A 20,681-nucleotide genomic window follows, 5' to 3' on the forward strand; every position below is an offset into this window, starting at 1 on the left:
CCATGGCGACCGTGAAATCCTTCGAACTGGCGCCACCCGGTCCGGCCGCGAATCTGCTGCTGATCGCCGCGGCCCTGCTGCCGGCGCTGGTGACGGCAGCCGTCTGGGCCGGCGATCCGGCCGCGTTCGAGGCTGTGCCGGCATGGGCATTGGTCATGATCATCCTGTTCGGCCCGGTGCTGATCGGATTCGGGCTGCTGCATGCGCGCAATCCGCGCATCGAATTGGACGCGGTGCATTTGACGCTGCGATTGGGCCTGATCCGCACGCGCTGGCGGCGCGCCGACCTGCAGGTGCAGCAGGCGCGCCTGCTCGACCTGGACGGCGAACGCGACTGGCAACCGCGATGGAAGCTGTTCGGGGCCGCCCTGCCCGGCCTGCAATCCGGGCTGTTCCGGCTGCGCAACGGCCGAAACGCGCGCGTGTACCTGACGGCACGGCAGGCGGTGGTGTTGCTGCCTACCCAACGCGGCCCGATTTTATTAAGCTTGGTGCGACCGAGGGATTTCCTCGCCGCCCTGCAGAGCGCCTGATGCTGACGCCCCCGGAATACCGACTGATCAACGGCCGCGTGTACGACGCGGTGCCGGCCTGTCTGTACCGCGCCCACGGCAACGCGCAGGCGCGGCAGCTTGCGTCGGCCGATTGGCTGGTCCGCGACCGCCGCGACGGCCGTTACGTCGCCACGCTGCATCACGGCCGCGCGCGCTTCTTCCTGCGCAACAGCCGGCCGCGCCCGCGCGCCGATGCGCTGGATGAGCTGTTGTTCGATGCCGCTGCCGGATCGGGCCTGCGGCCGGTGTCCGACCTTGAGCCGCTATTGGCCGAACTTGGCCTGGACGTGCTGGAATACGCGGAACGTAGCGGACTGGCGCCGGTGGCCGAACCGGTGCAACTCGAATACGCCGGCCGCGACCGCTACCGGCGGCCGCTGTGGCTGGACTACGACGCCGCCAAAGCCTGGCGGCGCATGCGTGCCGCCGCCGGTGGCGACGGCGTGATCTTGGACGCCATTTCCGGCTTCCGCAGCGCGCATTACCAGATGGGCATCTTCCGCCGCAAGCTGGCCCGCGGCCTGACGGTTTCCGACATCCTGCAGGTCAACACCGCGCCGGGCTTCAGCGAGCACCACAGCGGGCACGCGCTCGACATCGGCACACCCGGCGAGCCACCGGCCGAAGAACGTTTCGAAGCCACGGCCGCCTTCGCCTGGCTGCAGGCCCGCGCCGGCGCTTTCGGTTTCGGCATGAGCTATCCGCGCGGCAACCGCCACGGCATCGCCTACGAGCCGTGGCACTGGTGTTGGTCGGAAGACGCTCAGTCCTGAGAGCGCTTGGCCGGCTGTTTGCCGGAATCGGCGATGCGCCATAGATAGAACGCGGCCAACGTGCGGTACGGCGCCCAGGCCTCGCCGCGCGCCAGCAACGCCTTCGGCGCCGGCATCGCGGCCAGGCCGTCCAACGCCATCGCGCCTTGGCGCACGCCCAGGTCGTCGACCGGCAGCACGTCCGGCCGGCCCAAGCGGAACATCAGCATCATCTCCACCGTCCAGCGGCCGATGCCGCGGGTGGGCACCAGCGCGTCGATGATGGCCTCGTTGTCGAGATACTGCAGGCGGCGCGAATCCGGGATCTCGCCGGCCTTCTCGCGCCGCGCCAGATCGCGCAGGGCCAGCACCTTGTTGCCGGACACGCCGCAGGCGCGCAGCTGTTCATCGCTCAGCCGGGCCAGATTGCGGTGATGGAAGGACGGCGCGCCCATGGCCTGTTCGACCCGCGCCACGATGGTGGCCGCGGCCTTGCCGCTGAGCTGCTGGTACAGGATGGCGCGCGCCAAGGCGTCGGCCACATCGAACGGCCTGCGCCAGCCGGCGGCGTGCTCCAACGGCGCGATGCGGCGGACCCATGGCACGAACGCCGGATCGGCCTTGAGCAGGGTGCGGCGCGCCAAATCGATGTCGAAACCGCGTTTAAAGCGCACCATGGCCGATCCTCGAGAAGTCCTTCTGGTTGCGCCGGCGCCAGGCCAACACCGCGGCGATCGCCAACAGCAGCAGCGGCATGCCGAAGATATTGACCGCCTTCACGCGCTGCCCGAGCCGCTCGACGTCGGCGTTGAGTTCGCGTTGGATGCGCCGAAGCTCCTGGCGCAGGCGCACCTTGTCGGCGGCCAAGGCGCGGTAGTCGGCGTCGTTCAGCCGGTTCTCGGGGATGCGGCCGTCCACCTGCAGGCCGTTGATGCCGGCCTGCACGGTGTCCAGCTCGGCCAACAGGCGGGTCTGGCTTTCGCGATAGGCCTGCTCGGCGGCGCGACGGATGCGGTCGACCTTGTCGAACGGCCGCGAGACGCTGCCGCGGCTGCGGATGCTGATCAGGTCGTCGGAACCGGACAGCTGGTCGATGGCGTTGAAGAAGAAATCGCCGTTGCTGGCCTGCGCGCTGAACACCGGTTGCCCGAACAGGTTGTTCTCGACCACCCACAGCCGGTCGCTCAGGAAATCGGTGTCGGCAATCACGATCAGGTTGATGCCGGCGCCGCCGGCGGCCGGCTTGTCGCGGCTGAACCGCGCGGCCAGCACGAACGGCTCCTGCGCCGAGACGAAGCGGTTGAGCAACCGTTCGGGATCGGCGGCGGCCTGGCGGTAGGCGTCGGCGGCGATCAGCCGCGAGGAATCCGAGCTCTGCAGCAGCGGCTCGATGCGCAGCGGGCTGTCGTCCAGCACCGACAGCGCGCCGGCGCCCGACAGCACGATGCGGTCGAGGTCGGCGGTGACCGGATCGCGCTGGTTCATGGCCTCGGCCGGCAGGCTGATCAAGCCCGGGTTGCGCTTCGGGAACTGGTTCTCGTCGAGCTGCATCAGCCAGGCGTATTTGCTGTCGAGCACCACCTGGCCGGGATCGAAACCGATGCCCCAACGCCGCAGGAGGCCGCCGAAATCGGAACCCAGGTAGAGATCGGCCGGAACCGGACTGCCGAGCCGGAAGCCCGGGACCGATTCGGCATCGGGATCCAGCAACAGTACCGCATGCCCGCCGGATTCGACGAAATCGCGGATGCGCGCCAGAGTCTCCGCCGGCCATTGCCGCGGATGCATGATCCACAGCACGTCGGTGTCCTCGGGAATGCGCAGGCCCTGCGGCGACAGGTGGCTGAGCTGATAACGCTCGGACAGTTGGCGGTACACGACCCAGGCCGGCGACGAGCCGCCCTGCAGCGGATTGCCCTCGCCCGAGACCGGCAGGTCGCTGACCAGCACGACCTTCGGACGTTCCTGGCGCTGCACCGACTGAATCAGCTTCGACAGCTCGTATTCGAGATGCTGTTCGGCCTCGGGCTTGATGAAGCCGATCGACTGGTTGCGGCCGCCGGAGTCGGCGGTCAGCCCGAAATACAGCGGTCCGGAGCCGTCCTCCAGCGGAATCGCCAGGATGCCTTTGCCGATGGCGCGGTCCTCGGCCGCCGAATACGGCTCGGGATCCACGGCCTCGAAACGGATGCGGCCGCCCGACTGCGCGGCGTATTCGCCGATCTTCTCGCTCACCCGATCGGCGTATTGACGGAACTGCGGGTACGGACGCGCCTCCTTTTCGGAGTAATACAGGGTCAGGGTCACCGGCTCGCGCGTCGCGGCGATGATGCGCCTGCTGCCCTCGCTCAGGCTGAACAGCCGGTTCTCGGTCAGGTCGACGCGCAGCGGCGGCAGCAGCGTCTGCACCGCGAACGCCAGCGCCAGATAGCACACAACCGACGCGACGGCCGCCAGCGGCAGCAACGCCGCGCGCTTCCAGAGCGGCAGGCCGCCCTTGCGCGCCTGCAGCAGCAGCACGTTGGCGCCGAGCCAGAACGCGGCGGTGATGGCGAAATACAGCAGGTCGCGCAGATCGAGCACGCCGCGGGTCACCGACTGCAGATGGGTGAGCATGCTGAGCGAGGCGATCAGGTCGACCACCGACTGCGGAAACAGCTCGCGCACCGGATTCAGCGCCAGCGGATAGCCGGCCAGCAGATACAGCAGGATCAGCAATGCGCTGAGGATGTACACCACCAGCTGGTTCTCGCTCAGCGCCGACAGGCACAGGCCGATCGCCAGCATCGCCGCCAGCATGGCCGCGGCGCCGACATACCCGAGCGCGATGACGCCGTGGTCGGGATCGCCGAGCCAGGACAGGCTCAGCCACAGCGGAAACGACAGCAGCAACGCCGAGACCGCCACGCCCCAGGCCGCGGCGAACTTGGCCAGCACCGTCTGCCAAGGCGGCACCGGCAGCGCGTCGAGCAGTTCGATGGTGCCGGAACGGAACTCCTCGGACCAGGCGCGCATCGACAGCGCCGGCACCAGCAGCAGGCAGACCCACGGCAACAGCCGGAAATAGGACTGCATGCCGGCCTGGCCGGCCTCGAACAGGTCGCCGAGGTAGAACACGAAGCTGTTCGACAGCAGCAGGAAGATGACCACGTACACCAGCGCCAGCGGCGTGCGCCAGTACGCCCGCCACTCGCGCCGGACCAGGGCCGGAAAGGCGCTCATGCGCGCGCCTCGGCCACGGTCTTGGCGAACACCTCGTCCAGGCGGCCGTATTCCAGACGCATGTCCTGATACGGCACCTGCCTGTGCGCCAGGCGCTCGGCGATGAGCTGGTTCTGCGGCTTGCTGCCCTGCACGAACACGTACAGACGCCCGTCGACCGCGTTCTGCTCGAAGCCGCTGACGCCGGACAGACCTTCCAGCGCGGCGCGCGCGGCGATGCTTTCCTGCGCCACGAACGACACCGCGTTGTGGTAGCGCGACTGCTGCAGCAGCTCGTCGGTGGTCCTGTCGAGCCGGATGCGGCCGCCCGCCATGATCACCGTGCGCGGACACAGCGACAGCACTTCGTCGATCTGGTGCGTGCTCATCAGCACCGCGCTCTGTTTCGAAAGCTCGAGGATCATCGCGCGCACCTGCTGCTTCTGGATCGGATCGAGGCCGTCGGTCGGCTCGTCCAGCAGCAGCACCGGCGGGCGGTGCATCACCGCCGCCGCCAAGGCCACGCGCCGGGCCGAGCCTTTCGACAGGGTCGCGACCGGCTGGTAGGCGATGGCGTTGAGCGAAAGTCCGGCGAATACGGCCTCGAGCGCCTGCACGGCCTCGGCCCGCGGTAGTCCGCGGGCACGCGCGACGAAACGCAGGTAGTCCAGCACCGTATCCTCGCGGTAGATCGGGGCGTGTTCCGGCAGATAGCCGAGGCGGCGCCGGGCGTCGAGCCCCTGCCGCATGCTGTCGAAACCGGCGATCGCCGCCTGTCCGGCGTCCGGCCGCAGGAAGCCGGCCAGCATGCGCATGGCGGTGGTCTTGCCGGCGCCGTTCGGGCCGAGCAAGGCGACGATCTCGCCGCGCTCGACCTGCAGCGTGAACCCGTCGACGGCCTGGATGGCGGCGAACGCCTTGCAAAGTCCTTGAGCCTGGATCATCCTTCTGTCTCTGCCATGAGCGGCCAGTCTATCGGATGCAGCCGGCCGCGGACAAGAAAAAAGCGGGCAATGCCCGCTTTTTTCCGGAATCCACGACGCTTACTTGACCGGCCAATAGACCTTGAACTTGGCGTCCTCGGTCATCATCTGCGGCACCGGCACCAGATATTCCTCGTAGGCGCGGTCGCGGGTCGAAGCGCCGTTGACCAAAGCCCAGGCGCGAACGACCTGGCGCTCGCTTTCCAGACCGGTGGCGTAGCCGGTGTAGTCGGTGGTCGCGGCGCGGCCGGCCGGCAACTGTTCGAACACCACTTCGGCTTCGGTCTTCACGTCCCAGGCGCCTTCGGTCTGGCCGTCCTTGCTGACCGGCTGCACGACGTCGAAGCTGTAGCTGTCGGAGGTGAATTCGTTGGTCACGATGCGCATCGGGCCGGAGGCCTTCAGGCCGTTGGCGGCGATGATCTTGTTGATCCAGGCCATTTTATTGACGATGGCCAGGGCGATTTCGTTGTTGTCGCGCTTGGCGATCACGGTCGCGCTCAGCACGTTCGCGGCCGGCAGGTCGACGAAGCTGATCGGGTTCTCGCGGTCGGCGTAGCTCAGCTTCGGCACGGTGGCCAGGAAGGTGTTCAGGCGCTTGCCGCCGGCCTTCAGCTTGTCGCCGACGTTGCGCTCGACGTACATGCCGGCGTAGCGGCCCAGCAGGTTCCAGCCGTAATCGACTTCATAGACCTGGCGGATTTCGACGTTCTTGTTCAGCGGACCGGTGCGCTTGAAGAAGATGGTCAGGGTCTTGTCGCTGCCCTGCGAGCTGTCCTCGATCTTGAACTTGATCTTCTCTTCCGGCACGCTTTCGACCAGTTCCCACTTGCCCGAACCGGTGGAGCGGTTCAGCGAGCTGTAGCTCATGGTCGCGCCGACGCCCGAGGCCGGGTCGCTGACCTGCGATTTCAGCATGCTGTCCGAACGCAGGACGCTCCATTCGTCGAAGCGGTTGAAGCCGTTGAGCACGTCGAACACGGTGCCGATCGGGCGGTTGCTTTCGGTTTTGTATTCCACGGTGCGCTGCGAGGGCAGGAACAGGGCCACGGCGGCGAACAGCACCACGACCACGGCCAGTGAAATCAGGAATTCGTAAATCCGGTTCATTTAAAGACTCTCTCCAAGGACAAACCGCCCTACCGGGCAATCAGTCCTAAAGGATACCACTTTAATGCCGCCTTGGTCAGTCCGCCCGGGCGTTTTTCAGCCCGGGCCGGGCGCCGTTCAGACGATCTTCAATTCAAAGGCCTTGAGCACCGCCCGGGTCCGGTCGCGCACGCCCAGCTTGGACAGGATGTTGGACACGTGGTTCTTGATGGTGCCCTCGGCCACATGCAGGGAGTTGGCGATTTCCTTGTTGGAAAAACCGCCGGCCATCAGGCGCAGGATCTCGGTTTCGCGCTCGGTCAGCGGGTCCGGGCGCTCCAGGCTGACGAAGTGGTTGTTCAGCCCCTCCAGACCGGACAGCAGGCGCTGCGACATGGCCGGCTGCACCAGCGAGCCGCCCTTGGCCACCACCTCGATGGCCTCGACCAGCTGCTCCAGGCTGACGTCCTTGAGCAGGTAGCCCTTGGCGCCGGCTTTGATGCCGGCCAGCACCAGCTCGTCGTCGTCGAAGGTGGTCAGGATGATGGTCGGCGGCAGCAAGCCTTTGGCCGACAGCTCCTGCACGGCTTCCAAGCCCGATTTGACCGGCATGCGCATGTCCATCAGCACCACGTCGGGCTTCAGCCCGGGAATGGTGTCGATGGCCTGCTGGCCGTCGCCGGCTTCGGCGATGACCTGGATGTTCTCGGCCAGGGACAGCAGGGACTTGACGCCTTGGCGCACCAAGGTCTGGTCATCGACCAATACGACGCGGATCATGTGCAGGCTCCCAAAGGTAGTGTGATGGTGACGCCGAAGCCCTGCCCCGGCGCGGTCTGGATGCGCATTTGGCCTTTGGCGGCCTCGACGCGCTCCTTCATGCCGCGCAGGCCGTTGCCGAGCCTGCCCGGACCGCCGCCTTTGCCGTCGTCCTGGGACTTCAGGATCAACAGGTTATCGAGCTTTTGCAAGGACAATTCGAGCTTGCGGGCGTTGGCGTGCTTGATGGTGTTGGTGAGCAGTTCCTGCACGCAGCGCACGATGGCTTGGGCGCAGGCGGAATCCTCGATGCGCAGATCGGGGTCGGCCTGCAGCTCGATGGCCAGATTCGGCACCGATTCCAGCAACGGCGCGATGGCGGCCAGCACGTCGATGGCCGGGCCGTGGCGCATCTCGGAAACCGCCTCGCGCACGTCCGAGAGCAGCAATTTGGCCAGCGAATGGCTCTGCTTCACGTGCTCCTGGGCCTGGCCTTCGGTCAGGTGGCCGGCCACCTCCAGGTTCAGGCTGAGCGCGGTCAGGTGGTGCCCGAGCAGGTCGTGCAGCTCGCGCGAGATGCGCAGGCGTTCGCCGATGCGCGAGTCCTCGGCCAGCAGGGCGCGCGCCGCGCGCAACTCGGCGTTCAGCCGGCGCTGCTCCTCGCGGGCCGCGGCCTGCAGTTTGGCGACATAGCCGGTGACGAACACGAAGGTCGAGAACCCGGCGTACAGCAGGCTCTGCATCAGCGCCTCCCACCAGGTCAGGTCCATCGGTCCGAAAATGAACACCGGAACCACGGTCAGATGGCTGAGCACCAACCAAGCGAGTCCCAGAGGCAGCGGCAACAGCCAGGGCAGGATGCCGGCGATGACCATCAACAGCACGCTGCCCAGGCCGGTCGAGGAGTAATAACTGACCGCGATCGCCGAGGCGCTGAGCAGGAACAGATACAGGCCGTCGCGCCAGCTGGTGCGGTAGATGCTGAGCCGGCCGGCGACCCGTACGTACAGCAGGCCGAAGGCCGCGAACGACACCACCCAACCGGCCAACGAGCGCGCCAACAGGCCGCTTTCGGCCAAGCCCTGGTGCCAGGCGTAGGCCAACGGCACCCCGACCATGACCCAGGTGAACAGGCCGGCGTAACGGAGCAGCTGCTGGTGGTTCAGGCGCGAATTCATAGCCGCATCATACCCGCATATCAAGGACTTGGCGGCGGCCGAAAGTCATGCCCGCGGCCGTCCGGCAAAAACCCCCACCCGCGCGGGGGACTCCATGCGATAATCGCGCCTGAGCCGCAGTCGGGCCGGAAGTTTTTTGGAGCAGTGTCGATGTCGATTACGATCCGAGACGTGCAAGAGCACGAACTGGACGCCATTTTGGCCATGAACAACGCCGCCGGCAGCGGAATCCTGCCGATGAATCAGGCCCAGATCCGCTACTTCTGGCAGAACGCGGACTATTTCCGGGTCGCCGAAACCGACGACTGCCTGGTCGGCTTCCTGATCGCGATGACCCGCGACGCCGATTACGAGAGCAGCAACTTCCGCTGGTTCAAGGACCATTACGGCGCCTTCGTGTACGTCGACCGCATTGTCATCGCCAAAGGCCAACGCAGCGCCGGCATCGGCCGCCTGTTCTATGCCGACGTGCAGAGCTTCGCCGAAGTGCGCGCCCCGGCCCTGGTGGCCGAGGTGTTCATGGAGGAAAGCACGCACCCCGCCCTGCTGTTCCACGGCAGCTTCGGTTTCCATGAGGTCGGCCAGCACCAGATGCCGGATTCGCCGCTGCGCGCCGCGATGCTGTACAAGGAAATGTGCAGCTACCCGTTCGTGCAGGCCACCTACGGCAGCCAGCTGCCGGCCGTGCCCTGGCTGCAGGGCCGCCGCCGGCCGGCGGCCGACGCGCGCCGGGCCACGGGAACCTGACATGGCCAAGAGCGCCTCTCTCGAACAGCACGGGGAAGTCAAATTCGGCCAGGTCGGCATCGCCAACCTGCGCATCCAGTCGCTCGACATCGACGCCCTGGCCGCGGAAATGCGCGAGCGCGTCGAGCGCGCCCCGAAGCTGTTCCGCAACGCCGCGGTAATCCTGGATTTCAGCGCCCTGTCGGCCTGCCCGGCGGCCGACACCGTGGACCGTCTGATCGACGTCCTGCGCGGCGCCGGCGTGTTGCCGGTCGCCATCGCCTACGGCACCCCGGCCATCGAGCAACTGGCCGCGCAGGTCGGCCTGCCGATCCTGGCCAAGTTCCGCGCCGGCTACGAACGCGAAGCCGCCGAACCGGTGGCCGCGCCCGCCGCGCCGCCGCCTGCCGCACCGGCCGCCGCGCCGACCGCCACGGCCCAAGCCGAACCCGGCGTGCTGCAGACCCAACCGCTGCGCTCCGGCCAGCAGGTGTACGCCGCCGGCCGCGACCTGACCGTGTGCGCCATGGTCGGCGCCGGCGCCGAAGCCATCGCCGACGGCTCCATCCACATCTACGGCGCTTTGCGCGGCCGGGCCCTGGCCGGGGCCTCGGGCAACGCCAAGGCCCGCATCTTCTGCCGCGAGTTCAACGCCGAGCTGGTCGCCATCGCCGGCACCTACAAGGTGCTCGACGAGATCCCCAAGAAGCTGTTGGGCAAGGCCGTGCAGATCTGGCTGGACAAGGACCAGCTGCGCATCGAAGAGCTGGCCTGAGGCATAATGGCTGCGGGGAACCGGAAACGAAAAACATAAGGAGAGCAGTTTTGGCAGAAATCATCGTAGTGACCTCCGGCAAGGGCGGCGTCGGCAAGACCACCTCCAGCGCCAGCATCGCCTGCGGCCTGGCCAAGGCCGGCAAGAAGACCGTGGTGATCGACTTCGACGTCGGCCTGCGCAACCTCGACCTGATCATGGGCTGCGAACGCCGCGTGGTGTACGACTTCGTCAACGTCGTGCACGGCGAAGCCAGCCTGAAGCAGGCGTTGATCAAGGACAAGCGCCTCGACAACCTGTTCGTATTGGCCGCCTCGCAGACCCGCGACAAGGACGCGCTGACCAAGGAAGGCGTGGGCAAGGTGCTGAACGACCTGCAGGCCGAAGGCTTCGACTACATCCTGTGCGACTCCCCGGCCGGCATCGAAAAAGGCGCGTTCCTGGCGATGTACTTCGCCGACCGCGCGGTGGTCGTGGTCAATCCGGAAGTGTCCTCGGTGCGCGACTCCGACCGCATCCTCGGCCTGCTGGCCTCCAAGACCAAGAAGGCCGAAGCCGGCGAACGCATCGTCGAGCATCTACTGCTGACCCGTTACAACCCGGCGCGCGTGGAGAAAGGCGAGATGCTGTCGATCGCCGACGTGCAGGAGATCCTCGGCCTGAGCGTGGTCGGCGTGATCCCGGAATCGCCGGAAGTGCTGCAGAGCTCCAACTCGGGCAATCCGGTGATCCTCGACGAAGAATCGCAGGCCGGCCAGGCCTACACCGACGCCGTCGCCCGCATCCTCGGCGAGGACCGCCCGATGCGTTTCACCACGGTCGAGAAGAAGGGTTTCTTCTCCAAGATGTTCGGAGGCTGAACCATGGGACTGCTGCGCAACATCATCGAACAACTCGAGAAACTGGACAGCAAACCGACCTCGGCGGCCACCGCCAAGAACCGGCTGCAGATCCTGGTCAACCAGACCCGCCGCGACGCCAACGCCCCGGACTACATGCCGCGCCTGCGCAGCGAACTGCTGGAAGTGATCAAGAAGTACGTGCAGGTCAACGAAGAGGCGGTCAAGGTCAACTTCGAAAAGGACCGCGACGGCATCCAGGAAGTGCTCGACATCCAGATCGCCCTGCCCGACAAAGGCTGAGCATGGGATTCGAGGCGGACGCGCCGGTGTTGCGTCTGCGCGACACCGACATCGGACAGGCCCGGCATCTGCTGGGCCTGTTTTCGTTGCGGCTGGTCGTGGTCGCCGACGGCGAACCGATCCCCGGCAGCTATTGGGGCGAATGCGAGGCCGGCCTGATCGGCAGCGACGTGTACGCGCGCGCCGACACGCCCCTGCACTCGCTGCTGCACGAGGCCTGCCACCTGATCGTGCTGCCGCCCGAGCGCCGGGCCGCGGTGCACACCGACGCCACCGATTCGGTGCCGGAAGAGGACGCCACCTGCTACCTGCAGCTGCGGCTGGCCGATTACCTGCCTGGCTTCGGTTTTTCGCGCGCCTGCGCCGACATGGACGCCTGGGGCTACAGCTTCCGGCTGGGCTCGGCCGGCGCCTGGTTCGAGCGCGACGCCGAGGACGCGCGTGCCTTCCTGGAGCGCGCCGGCCTGTTGGCCCCGGACGGCGCCCTTCCGCTGCTGGCGCACTTGCCGAAAGCCGCGCCAGACCCTACGCTAGAACGCTGATCCACAGGAGCCCGCCATGAACCGCCGCACACCGATCGCCCTCGCCCTTCTGCTCGCCCTCGGCGCGGGCCACAGCGCCGCCGCCAAGAAACCGGAGCCGGAATCGGCCGACCAGTTCGTGGCGCGGGTCAACAAATCCTTCAGCGACATCTACAACGAGCTGACCTCGGCCTCCTGGCTGGCCGCCACCTACATCAACGAAGACAGCCAGCGCATCGAATCGGCCGCCAACCAGCGCAGCCTGACGATGCTGAACGGCTTTCTGGAGCAGGCCAAACGCTACCGCGGCCACTACCGCGCCGACACCGCGCGCGCGCTGCAGCTGATCCGGCTGTCGACCGCGATGCCGGCGCCGCAGGATCCGGCCCAGCTCAAGGAACTGACCGAGATCGTCAGCCGCCTCGGCGCCGCCTACGGCGCCGGCAAATACTGCCCGGACGCCGCCAAACCGGACGCGTGCCTGGACATCGGCGAAATCTCCGACATCCTGGCCGACACCCAAGGCAAGAGCTACGAGGAACTGGAGCGCGCCTGGAAGGGCTGGCACACCATCTCGGTGCCGATGCGCAAGGACTACCAGCGCTTCGTCGAGCTGACCAACACCGGCGCACGCGAAATGGGCTTCGCCAACACCGGCGACCAGTGGCGCTCCGGCTACGACATGAGTCCCGCCGACTTCCAGCAGGAAAGCGACCGCCTGTGGGGCCAGGTGCGTCCGCTGTACGAACAGCTGCAGTGCTACGCCAAGAACAAACTGGTGCAGAAGTACGGCAGCAAGGGCGAGATCGACGGCATGATCCCCGCGCATCTGACCGGCAACCTGTGGCAGCAGGACTGGGGCGCGCTGTGGCCGCTGCTGGAGCCGTACAAAGGCGTCGGCAGTCTCGACATCAACGGCGCGCTGGCCGCCAAGCGCAAGGCCCTGTTCGACAAACTGGTGGCCGACGCCGGCGGCGCCGAGAAGCTGAGCGCCGTGCAGCTGGCCGAACTGGAACGCAAGGCCGACCTGGAAAGCGCGGTGGCCATGACCCGCATGGCGGAAAGCTTCTACACCGGCCTGGGCATGCCGGCGTTGCCGAAGTCGTTCTACGCCAACTCGCAGCTGGTGCAGCCGCGCGACCGCGACGTGGTCTGCCACGCCAGCGCCTGGCCGATGAACACCAGCGGCGACGTGCGCATCAAGATGTGCATCAAGCCGAACGAGGAGGAGTTCACCACCATCTACCACGAGCTCGGCCACGTGTATTACTACTTGGCCTACAAGGACCAGCCCTACCTGTTCCAGAACGGCGCGCATGACGGCTTCCACGAGGCCATCGGCGACACCATCGTGCTGTCGATGACGCCGGAATACCTGAACTCGATCGGCTTGGTCGACAAGCCGGCGGTCAGCGACGAAGCGGTGATCAACGCCCAGATGCGCATGGCGCTGGCCAAGGTCGCGTTCATGCCGTTCGGGCTGATGATCGACCGCTGGCGCTGGGGCGTGTTCGACGGCTCGATCGCGCCGGAGAACTACAACAAGGCCTGGTGGAGCCTGAAGGCCAAGTACCAGGGCGTGGCCCCGGCCGATGCCCGCGGCGAGGAATTCTTCGACGCCGGCGCCAAGTACCATGTGCCGGGCAACACCCCGTATACCCGCTACTTCCTATCGCACATCCTGCAGTTCCAGTTCTACAAGGCGCTGTGCGACGCCTCCGGCCATAAGGGTCCGCTGTACCAGTGCAACTTCGCCGGCAACGCCGAAGCCGGTCGCCGGTATTGGGCCATGCTGGGCAAAGGCGCCAGCCAACCCTGGCAGCAGACCATGAAGGAGCTGACCGGCAAGGAGGAAATGGACGGTTCGGCCGTGCTGGAATACTTCGCGCCGCTGCAGGCCTGGCTGACCAAGCAGAACGAAGGCAAGCAGTGCGGCTGGCAGGCGCCGGAGGCCTGATGCGCGCCGACGCCGCCGATCTGGCACCGCAGCCGCTGGCCACCGCCACCGCCCTGCCCGCGCGTTTCTACACCGGCGAGGCGACGGCCGATCTCGACCAGCGGGCGGTGTTCGACCGCCACTGGCAATACATCTGCCACGCCAGCCAGATCGGCGATGAGGGCGATTACACGGTGGCGGCCATGGGCCGCCTGCCGGTGATCGTGATCCGCACCGCCGACGGCCTGCGCGGCTACCACAACGTCTGCCGGCACCGTGCCGGCCCGATGGCGCACTGCCCCGGCAAGGGCGCCAAGCAGCTGCGCTGCAAGTACCACGGCTGGACCTACAATCTGGACGGCAGCCTGCGCACCGCGACCGAGATGAAGGACGTGGCCGACTTCGACATCGCCGACGTGCGCCTGCCGGAAGTGCACGTGCGCGAGTTCGAGGGCCTGGTGTTCGCCGCCGCCTCGAACGATGCGCCGCCGTTCGAAGAGTACGTGGAAGGCATCGCCGAACGCCTGGCGGTCAGCGGCCACCGTCTGGTCGACCTGCGCTTCCACCAGCACCTGCATTACGACATCGACTGCAACTGGAAGACCTACGTCGACAATTATCTGGAAGGCTACCACGTGCCGCACGTGCATCCGGAGCTCAACAAGCTGCTGGATTACCGCAGCTACGTGACCGAAACCAAGCGCTGGCATTCCATGCAGTTCAGCCCGCTGGAAAGCGGCGACGACCTGTACGGCTCGGGCGAGGCGCTGTACTACTTCATGTACCCGAACACCATGCTCAACATCCTGCCGGGCCGCCTGCAGACCAACCGGGTGCTGCCGTTACCGGGCAACCGCTGCCGCGTGGAGTTCGATTTCTTCTACGTGGAGAGCAAAGGCGAAAGCGACGACATCCGCCGCCAGCGCGACCTGGAATTCTCCGATGTGGTGCAGGACGAGGACATCCGCATCTGCATCGACGTGCAGAAGGGCCTGGACAGCGGCTCGTATCACGCCGGCCGGCTGAACCCGCTACGCGAGAACGCCCTGCACCACTTCCAGGAACTGCTGCGCGCGGATTACCGCGCGCACGGCGGATCAGCCGGCTGATCCATGCGCTAAAGATCCAAGTTCACGCGGCGCACTTCGGTGCGCCGTGTTTTTTGGATCGAACCCCGACATCACAACTCGTCGGTCGGTTCGAACGCCGCCGGCTCGGCCGGGCTGTGCGGCGGTGCGTGCGGTTGCCGCAGATAGACCAGCCAGATGCCGATGGCGGCGACCACGAACAGCAGCGCGGCGATGGCCAGATGCAGCGGGTGCTTGCCCAGCAGGGGAACCAGCAGGCCGGAGATCAGCGCGTTGCCCATCAGGCCGATGAAGGCCTGCATCGAGGATGCCGTGCCGCGGATGGCCGGATACAGGTCGAGCAGCGCGATGGTCACGATCGGGAACACCAGCGCGATGCCGAACGCGAAGCCGGTCATCGGCAGCACCGCCCACGGCAGGCGCAGGGTCTCGGTGGACAGGCAATACGCCAGATTGGCCACGGCCGACAGCAGGCAGATGGCGAAGCCCCAGGCCACCAGACGCGAGGCCGAGACCTTGCCGGCCAGACGGCCGCTGAGGAAGGCGCCTACGCTCATGCCGGCGATGGTGGGCACGAAGAACCAGCCGAACTGGGTCTCGTCCAGGCGCAGGTGCAGCATCACGTAATCCGGCGCCGCCGCGATGTACAGGAACAGGCAGCCGAACAGGCTGGTGCTGGTCAGCGCCAGCAGCCGGAACGGCCGGCTGGACAGCATGCCGCCGTAAGCCTTGGCCAGCGTGACCGGATGCAGCGGCGTACGCTTGGCCGCCGGGTGCGATTCCGGCAGCAGGCTGCCGACGATGGCCAGCATCAGCGCCGACAGCGCCACCAGGAACCAGAAGATGCCGCGCCAGTCGCTGCCGACCAGGATGAAGCCGCCGATAATCGGCGCCACCGCCGGCGCGATCGAGAAGATCATCGACACCAGGCTCATCATGCGCTGGGCGTGGTCGCCGTCGAACACGTCGCGGATCACCGCGCGCCCGACGATCAGGCCGACGCCGGCGCACAGGCCCTGCACGAAGCGGTAGACCAGCAGTTCCTGCAGGCTGCCGGCCATGGCGCAGCCGACCGAGGCCAGCAGGAACAGCGCCAGCCCACCGAGGATCACCGGTTTCCGGCCGAAAGCGTCCGACAGCGCGCCATGTAACAGCGACATCGCGGCGTAGCCCAGCAGATAGACGCTGATGGTCTGCTGGATGGCGGCGTCCATCACCCGCAGGTCGACCGCCAGGGCGTGGAAGGCGGGGAAGATGCTGTCGATCGCGAACGGCCCGACCATCGCCAGCAGGCCGAGGATGATCGCCAACCGGCGGCGCGAAATCGCCAGATTTCCGGCGCGGCTCATAGCGGAATCGGCGGCAGGCCGAGCGCCGGCGCCAAATACCACCAGGCCGCGGCCAGCACGAAGGCGACCAGGCCCAGACGCAGCAGGAAGCCGGCCGCCTTGAACAGCAGATACAGGCAGAAAACGGCAATCAGGCCGATGACCAGACCGGTGACGAGGGTGGTGCTCATGCAGGCTCCTTTGCCCGTCTAGTTTACTCCATCATGGCGGCGCCAAGGCCGCCCGTTGCCCGGCGTTCCCCGTTAGAATGGGGCTTTGCAGCATCCGAGTTCCGCATGACCGACATGACCCGCCCCAGTTTCCACGGCTTCGAGCAGATTCCGCTGCGCGAATACGCCGAACGCGCCTATCTCGACTACTCCATGTACGTGGTGCTCGACCGCGCCCTGCCCTTCCTCGGCGACGGCCTGAAGCCGGTGCAGCGCCGGATCATCTACGCCATGAGCGAGCTGTCGCTGAACGCCTCGGCCAAACCGAAGAAATCGGCGCGTACCATCGGCGACGTCATCGGCAAATACCACCCGCACGGCGATTCGGCCTGCTACGAGGCCATGGTGCTGATGGCGCAGCCGTTCTCCTACCGCTATCCGCTGATCGAGGGCCAGGGCAACTTCGGCTCCAGCGACGACCCGAAATCGTTCGCGGCCATGCGCTACACCGAATCCAAGCTGACCCCGATCGCGGAAGTGCTGCTGGGCGAACTCGGCCAGGGCACCGTGGACTGGAACCCGAACTTCGACGGAACCCTGCAGGAGCCGACCTGGCTGCCGGCGCGTCTGCCGCACATCCTGCTCAACGGCACCACCGGCATCGCCGTCGGCATGGCCACCGACATCCCGCCGCACAACCTCAACGAAGTGGTCAGCGCCTGCATCCGCCTGCTCGACGACCCCGACGCCAGCGTGCGCGACCTGTGCGAACACGTGCTGGGCCCGGATTATCCGAGCCGGGCCGAGATCATCACGCCGCGCCAGGAGATCGCGGCCATGTACGAGAGCGGCGGCGGCTCGATCCGCGCGCGCGCCACCTACGTCAAGGAAGGCAACGACATCGTGCTGACCGCGCTGCCGTACCAAGTGTCGCCCTCGAAGGTGATGGAGCAGATCGCGCAGCAGATGCGCGCCAAGAAGCTGCCCTGGCTGGAGGACCTGCGCGACGAGTCCGACCACGAGACGCCGACCCGCCTGGTGCTGGTGCCGCGCTCGAACCGGGTCGACGTCGACGCGTTGATGGGCCACCTGTTCGCAACCACCGACCTGGAGAAGAGCTACCGGGTCAACTTCAACATCATCGGCCTGGACGGACGGCCGCAGGTCAAGGACCTGAAATCGCTGCTGGGCGAATGGCTGGGCTTCCGCATGGACACCCTGCGCAAACGCCTGAACCACCGCAAGGACAAGGTCGAGCGCCGCCTGCACCTGCTGGAAGGCCTGCTGACCGCCTTCCTCAACCTGGACGAGGTGATCCACATCATCCGCACCGAAGACGAGCCGAAAGCGGTGCTGATGGCGCGCTTCGGACTCAGTGAGGAACAGGCCGACTACATCCTGGAGACCAAGCTGAAGCAGCTGGCGCGCCTGGAGGAGATGAAGATCCGCGGCGAGCAGGAATCGTTGGCGGCCGAGCTGGCCAAGATCACGGCCATCCTGGGTTCCAACGCCAAGCTCAAGAAGCTGCTGAAGGACGAACTGCAGGCCGATGCCGCCAAGTTCGGCGACGCCCGCCTGTCGCCGCTGGTCACCCGCGGCTCGGCGCAGGCCATCGACGAAAGCGCGCTGGTGGCCAGCGAACCGATGACCGTGGTGCTGTCGCAGAAAGGCTGGATCCGCGCCGGCAAGGGCCACGAGCTCGATCCGGCGGCGCTGGGCTACCGCGAGGGCGACGCCCTGCGCGACTTCGTGCGCGGCCGCAGCACGATGAACGTGGCGGTGCTGGACTCCACCGGCCGTAGCTATTCCTGCCTGACCCACACCCTGCCCTCGGCGCGCGGCAACGGCGAACCGCTCAGCGGCCGCTTCACGCCGCCGTCCGGGGCCGAGTTCGTCGGCCTGGCCTCGGCCGAACCGGCGCAGAAGTTCATCGTCGCCAGCAGCTTCGGCTACGGCTTCATCACCGCGTTCGAGAACTTCCTGGCCGGCAAGAAGGCCGGCAAGCAGCTGATCAACGCCGACGCTGCGGCCGAGATCCTGCCGCCGGCCGCGGTGCACGACATCGAGACCGATTTCGTGGTGGCGATCAGCTCGACCGGCAACCTGTTGGCGTTCCCGGCCAAGGAACTGCCCGAGCTCGACAAGGGCAAAGGCAACAAGATCCTGCAGATCCCGCCGGCCAAGCTGAAAGCCGGCGAGGAAACCGTCATCGCCATCACCTGCGTCAAGCTGGGCGGCGAATTGGTGCTGCACTGCGGCCAGCGCAAGCTGGTATTGGCCTGGCGCGACCTGCAGGCCTACCAGGGCGCGCGCGCCCAGCGCGGCCACGCCCTGCCGCGCGGCTTCCAGCGCGTCGACAGCATCGAAAGCCAATAATCCCCACCTAAGCCGGAGCCGCCATGCGTGTGATCCTGAAACGTCTGTTGTTGGCGCTGACCGCGCTGGTGTTGCTGCTGGTATTGGCGGCCTACGGCCTGCTGCGCACCGCCTCCCGGGTCATCGGGCCGAAATGCCCATCGGGCTTGACCTGGTAACCCGCCCGCTTGAGCAGCACCTGGGTGACCGCGACGATGGGCAGGATGTTTCCGTACTCTGCGATGGCATAGCTCATGGCGCGACCCGATGGCATGGGGCGCTCATTCCATCCGCCACGCGGGCGCCCGACAATTCATCGAACGCCATAGGCCGCTTGTCGAAGCGGCTAGATCGCCGCCACCGCGGCGTTGTGCACGCCGGCCACCGCGCGGCCGGAAGGATCCGCCATGGTCGCGAACGCGGCATCCCAGGCGATCGCCGCCGGTGACGAGCACGCGATCGACTTGCCGCCCGGCACCGTGTTCGCGCAGGCGTCGCCCGGGAAGATGTCCTCGAAGATCCGGCGATAGAAATACGCCTCGCGGGTCTGCGGCGGGTTGATCGGGAAGCGTTGCTCGGCTGCGGCGAAATCCGCATCGCTCACGTGGGCCTCGGCATGCGCCTTCAGGCCATCGATCCAGCCGTAGCCCACGCCATCGCTGAACTGCTCCTTCTGCCGCCACAGGATTTCCTGCGGCAGGTAACCCTCGAAGGCCTCGCGCAGGACCGACTTTTCCATCTTCCCGCCGCCGCTCATCTTGTGCATCGCGTCCATGCGCATCGCCACGTCCATGAACTCGACGTCCAGGAACGGCACCCGCGGCTCCACGCCCCAGGCCATCATCGACTTGTTGGCGCGCAGGCAATCGAAGCTGTGCAGCGCGTCGAGCTTGCGCACCAGCTCCTCGTGGAATTCGCGCGCGTTCGGTGCCTTGTGGAAGTACAGGTAGCCGCCGAACAGTTCGTCGCTGCCCTCGCCGCTCAGCACCATCTTCACGCCCATCGCCTTGATCCGGCGCGCCAGCAGGAACATCGGCGTCGATGCACGGATGGTGGTGACGTCGTAGGTCTCGATATGGCGGATCACTTCCGGCAGCGCATCCAGCCCTTCGGCGAAGCTGTAGGTGAAACCGTGATGCACGGTGCCCAATGCATCCGCGGCGATCTGCGCGGCAGCGAGATCCGGCGAACCCTCCAGGCCAATCGCGAAACTGTGCAGGCGCGGCCACCAGGCTTCGCCCTTGTCGTCGTCCTCCACCCGCTTGCGCGCGAACTTGGCGGCGCAGGCCGCGACCAGCGAGGAATCCAGCCCACCCGAGAGCAGCACGCCGTACGGCACGTCGCTCATCAGCTGGCGATGCACCGCGCGCTCGAAGGCCTCGCGCAGTTCGGCCTTGTCCGCGGCCACGCCTTGGACCGCGTCATAGTCGCGCCAGGCGCGCTTGTACCAGTGCACCAGCTCGCCGGTCGCGCTGTCGTAGACATGGCCGGGCGGGAACGCCGCCACGTCGTCGCAGACGCGCACCAGCGATTTCATCTCCGACGCCACCCACAGGCGACCATCGGCATCGTGGCCCCAGTACAACGGACAGATGCCCATGTGGTCGCGCGCGATCAGCACGCGCTTCGCGGCTGCATCCCACAATGCGAAAGCGAAGATGCCGTTGAGCCGGCCCAGCCAGGTCTCGGGCGCTTCGCCGTCGCGATGCAGGGCGTTGATCACTTCGCAGTCGGAGCCGGTCTGGAACGCGTAGGGCTTGGCGAGGCGGCGTTCGAGGTCGCGGTGGTTGTAGATCTCGCCGTTCACCGCCAGCGCAAGGTCGCCATCGGCGGAATGGATGGGTTGCGCGCCACCGGCGGGATCGACGATCGCCAGCCGCTCGTGGACCAGCAGCGCGTTCGCATCCACGTGCACCCCGCTCCAGTCTGGCCCACGGTGCCGCTGGCGCGCGGACAGCGACAGTGCCAGTGGCCGCAGGGGATGCAGGTCCGCGCCGGGGCGGAGGTCGAAGACGCCGAGGATCGAGCACATCGTGGAAATCCTTGTGGAGGTGTTGTTATTCGAAGGGGAAAACGAAAAAACCCGCACTTCTCAGTGCGGGCTTCGGAGAGATCAGCGTGTGA

Annotated in this window: 21 protein-coding genes; 11 read left to right on the plus strand and 10 right to left on the minus strand. The window is 66.8% G+C overall.

Going from position 1 to position 20,681, the window contains the following annotated elements:
- The first annotated feature begins 2 nt into the window (after window positions 1-2).
- Complete coding sequence (locus IEV56_RS01195) at window positions 3-533, plus strand: PH domain-containing protein (RefSeq protein WP_188446892.1); 531 nt, start codon at window positions 3-5, stop codon at window positions 531-533.
- The gene (locus tag IEV56_RS01200; RefSeq protein WP_188446894.1) at window positions 533-1,327 is read left to right on the plus strand and encodes a M15 family metallopeptidase; all 795 of its coding nucleotides are present in this window, start codon (window positions 533-535) and stop codon (window positions 1,325-1,327) included. Before IEV56_RS01195 ends, IEV56_RS01200 begins: the two co-directional genes overlap by 1 nt.
- Here the strand turns inward: IEV56_RS01200 and IEV56_RS01205 are convergent.
- From IEV56_RS01205 to IEV56_RS01230, 6 genes are all read right to left on the minus strand, one after another.
- Complete coding sequence (locus tag IEV56_RS01205) at window positions 1,318-1,983, minus strand: DNA-3-methyladenine glycosylase family protein (protein ID WP_188446896.1); 666 nt, start codon at window positions 1,981-1,983, stop codon at window positions 1,318-1,320. The genes IEV56_RS01200 and IEV56_RS01205 overlap by 10 nt on opposite strands.
- Window positions 1,970-4,528: a Gldg family protein gene (locus IEV56_RS01210; protein ID WP_188446898.1), complete on the minus strand. Its 2,559-nt coding sequence runs from the start codon at window positions 4,526-4,528 to the stop codon at window positions 1,970-1,972. The genes IEV56_RS01205 and IEV56_RS01210 overlap by 14 nt, the downstream gene beginning before the upstream one ends.
- Entirely contained in the window at window positions 4,525-5,451 is a 927-nt protein-coding gene (locus IEV56_RS01215) for an ABC transporter ATP-binding protein (RefSeq protein ID WP_188446901.1), read from the minus strand. Before IEV56_RS01215 ends, IEV56_RS01210 begins: the two co-directional genes overlap by 4 nt.
- 99 nt (window positions 5,452-5,550) lie before the next feature.
- Complete coding sequence (locus IEV56_RS01220) at window positions 5,551-6,600, minus strand: polyketide cyclase (protein ID WP_188446903.1); 1,050 nt, start codon at window positions 6,598-6,600, stop codon at window positions 5,551-5,553.
- Between the two features lie 117 nt (window positions 6,601-6,717).
- Window positions 6,718-7,359 carry a response regulator gene (locus IEV56_RS01225; protein ID WP_188446905.1) on the minus strand — a complete coding sequence of 214 codons (642 nt, stop codon included), beginning with the start codon at window positions 7,357-7,359 and terminating at the stop codon, window positions 6,718-6,720.
- Entirely contained in the window at window positions 7,356-8,516 is a 1,161-nt protein-coding gene (locus IEV56_RS01230; protein ID WP_188446907.1) for a sensor histidine kinase, read from the minus strand. Before IEV56_RS01230 ends, IEV56_RS01225 begins: the two co-directional genes overlap by 4 nt.
- Before the next feature lie 150 nt (window positions 8,517-8,666).
- Between IEV56_RS01230 and IEV56_RS01235 the strand changes: the two genes are divergently transcribed.
- From IEV56_RS01235 to IEV56_RS01265, 7 genes are read left to right on the plus strand one after another with little or no spacing between them, the layout of a single operon-like run.
- Complete coding sequence (locus IEV56_RS01235) at window positions 8,667-9,263, plus strand: GNAT family N-acetyltransferase (protein ID WP_188446910.1); 597 nt, start codon at window positions 8,667-8,669, stop codon at window positions 9,261-9,263.
- A gap of 1 nt (window position 9,264) precedes the next feature.
- Window positions 9,265-10,017 (plus strand): septum site-determining protein MinC, encoded by a 753-nt coding sequence (minC, locus tag IEV56_RS01240; RefSeq protein WP_188446912.1) that lies wholly within the window; start codon window positions 9,265-9,267, stop codon window positions 10,015-10,017.
- A gap of 50 nt (window positions 10,018-10,067) precedes the next feature.
- Entirely contained in the window at window positions 10,068-10,877 is an 810-nt protein-coding gene (minD, locus tag IEV56_RS01245) for a septum site-determining protein MinD (protein WP_188446914.1), read from the plus strand.
- Window positions 10,878-10,880: 3 nt separating this feature from the next.
- A complete protein-coding gene (gene minE, locus IEV56_RS01250; protein WP_188446916.1) occupies window positions 10,881-11,159 on the plus strand; it encodes a cell division topological specificity factor MinE in 279 nt (92 codons plus the stop codon).
- A 2-nt stretch (window positions 11,160-11,161) separates the two neighbouring features.
- Window positions 11,162-11,701: a hypothetical protein gene (locus tag IEV56_RS01255; protein ID WP_229730127.1), complete on the plus strand. Its 540-nt coding sequence runs from the start codon at window positions 11,162-11,164 to the stop codon at window positions 11,699-11,701.
- Between the two features lie 16 nt (window positions 11,702-11,717).
- Window positions 11,718-13,637, plus strand: coding sequence for a M2 family metallopeptidase (locus IEV56_RS01260; protein WP_188446918.1), 1,920 nt, complete (start codon window positions 11,718-11,720; stop codon window positions 13,635-13,637).
- Window positions 13,637-14,725 (plus strand): aromatic ring-hydroxylating oxygenase subunit alpha, encoded by a 1,089-nt coding sequence (locus tag IEV56_RS01265; protein WP_188446921.1) that lies wholly within the window; start codon window positions 13,637-13,639, stop codon window positions 14,723-14,725. The genes IEV56_RS01260 and IEV56_RS01265 overlap by 1 nt, the downstream gene beginning before the upstream one ends.
- Window positions 14,726-14,796: 71 nt before the next feature.
- Here IEV56_RS01265 and IEV56_RS01270 read toward each other — a convergent pair whose 3' ends face one another.
- Window positions 14,797-16,053, minus strand: a complete 1,257-nt coding sequence (locus IEV56_RS01270) for a multidrug effflux MFS transporter (RefSeq protein WP_188446923.1) — start codon at window positions 16,051-16,053, stop codon at window positions 14,797-14,799.
- Window positions 16,050-16,223 (minus strand): hypothetical protein, encoded by a 174-nt coding sequence (locus IEV56_RS01275; protein WP_188446925.1) that lies wholly within the window; start codon window positions 16,221-16,223, stop codon window positions 16,050-16,052. The genes IEV56_RS01270 and IEV56_RS01275 overlap by 4 nt, the downstream gene beginning before the upstream one ends.
- A 105-nt stretch (window positions 16,224-16,328) precedes the next feature.
- Here IEV56_RS01275 and parC point away from each other — a divergent pair, with 105 nt between their 5' ends.
- Complete coding sequence (gene parC, locus IEV56_RS01280) at window positions 16,329-18,578, plus strand: DNA topoisomerase IV subunit A (protein ID WP_188446927.1); 2,250 nt, start codon at window positions 16,329-16,331, stop codon at window positions 18,576-18,578.
- Window positions 18,579-18,601: 23 nt separating this feature from the next.
- Window positions 18,602-18,736, plus strand: coding sequence for a hypothetical protein (locus tag IEV56_RS10655; RefSeq protein WP_268235742.1), 135 nt, complete (start codon window positions 18,602-18,604; stop codon window positions 18,734-18,736).
- Here the strand turns inward: IEV56_RS10655 and IEV56_RS10690 are convergent.
- Window positions 18,670-18,831, minus strand: coding sequence for a peptidoglycan-binding domain-containing protein (locus IEV56_RS10690; RefSeq protein ID WP_425488550.1), 162 nt, complete (start codon window positions 18,829-18,831; stop codon window positions 18,670-18,672). The genes IEV56_RS10655 and IEV56_RS10690 overlap by 67 nt on opposite strands.
- A gap of 72 nt (window positions 18,832-18,903) precedes the next feature.
- Complete coding sequence (asnB, locus tag IEV56_RS01290) at window positions 18,904-20,589, minus strand: asparagine synthase B (protein WP_188446932.1); 1,686 nt, start codon at window positions 20,587-20,589, stop codon at window positions 18,904-18,906.
- Between the last annotated feature and the right edge of the window lie 92 nt (window positions 20,590-20,681).

It is taken from the genome of Arenimonas maotaiensis (assembly GCF_014638745.1).
Classification (GTDB): domain Bacteria; phylum Pseudomonadota; class Gammaproteobacteria; order Xanthomonadales; family Xanthomonadaceae; genus Arenimonas; species Arenimonas maotaiensis.

Coding starts and splice junctions, on each gene's coding strand:
- IEV56_RS01195 (WP_188446892.1), top strand. CDS start 3: ATGGCGACCGTGAAATCCTTCGAACTGGCGCCACCCGGTCCGGCCGCG.
- IEV56_RS01200 (WP_188446894.1), top strand. CDS start 533: ATGCTGACGCCCCCGGAATACCGACTGATCAACGGCCGCGTGTACGAC.
- IEV56_RS01205 (WP_188446896.1), bottom strand. CDS start 1,983: ATGGTGCGCTTTAAACGCGGTTTCGACATCGATTTGGCGCGCCGCACC.
- IEV56_RS01210 (WP_188446898.1), bottom strand. CDS start 4,528: ATGAGCGCCTTTCCGGCCCTGGTCCGGCGCGAGTGGCGGGCGTACTGG.
- IEV56_RS01215 (WP_188446901.1), bottom strand. CDS start 5,451: ATGATCCAGGCTCAAGGACTTTGCAAGGCGTTCGCCGCCATCCAGGCC.
- IEV56_RS01220 (WP_188446903.1), bottom strand. CDS start 6,600: ATGAACCGGATTTACGAATTCCTGATTTCACTGGCCGTGGTCGTGGTG.
- IEV56_RS01225 (WP_188446905.1), bottom strand. CDS start 7,359: ATGATCCGCGTCGTATTGGTCGATGACCAGACCTTGGTGCGCCAAGGC.
- IEV56_RS01230 (WP_188446907.1), bottom strand. CDS start 8,516: ATGAATTCGCGCCTGAACCACCAGCAGCTGCTCCGTTACGCCGGCCTG.
- IEV56_RS01235 (WP_188446910.1), top strand. CDS start 8,667: ATGTCGATTACGATCCGAGACGTGCAAGAGCACGAACTGGACGCCATT.
- minC (WP_188446912.1), top strand. CDS start 9,265: ATGGCCAAGAGCGCCTCTCTCGAACAGCACGGGGAAGTCAAATTCGGC.
- minE (WP_188446916.1), top strand. CDS start 10,881: ATGGGACTGCTGCGCAACATCATCGAACAACTCGAGAAACTGGACAGC.
- IEV56_RS01255 (WP_229730127.1), top strand. CDS start 11,162: ATGGGATTCGAGGCGGACGCGCCGGTGTTGCGTCTGCGCGACACCGAC.
- IEV56_RS01260 (WP_188446918.1), top strand. CDS start 11,718: ATGAACCGCCGCACACCGATCGCCCTCGCCCTTCTGCTCGCCCTCGGC.
- IEV56_RS01265 (WP_188446921.1), top strand. CDS start 13,637: ATGCGCGCCGACGCCGCCGATCTGGCACCGCAGCCGCTGGCCACCGCC.
- IEV56_RS01270 (WP_188446923.1), bottom strand. CDS start 16,053: ATGAGCCGCGCCGGAAATCTGGCGATTTCGCGCCGCCGGTTGGCGATC.
- IEV56_RS01275 (WP_188446925.1), bottom strand. CDS start 16,223: ATGAGCACCACCCTCGTCACCGGTCTGGTCATCGGCCTGATTGCCGTT.
- parC (WP_188446927.1), top strand. CDS start 16,329: ATGACCGACATGACCCGCCCCAGTTTCCACGGCTTCGAGCAGATTCCG.
- IEV56_RS10655 (WP_268235742.1), top strand. CDS start 18,602: ATGCGTGTGATCCTGAAACGTCTGTTGTTGGCGCTGACCGCGCTGGTG.
- IEV56_RS10690 (WP_425488550.1), bottom strand. CDS start 18,831: ATGCCATCGGGTCGCGCCATGAGCTATGCCATCGCAGAGTACGGAAAC.
- asnB (WP_188446932.1), bottom strand. CDS start 20,589: ATGTGCTCGATCCTCGGCGTCTTCGACCTCCGCCCCGGCGCGGACCTG.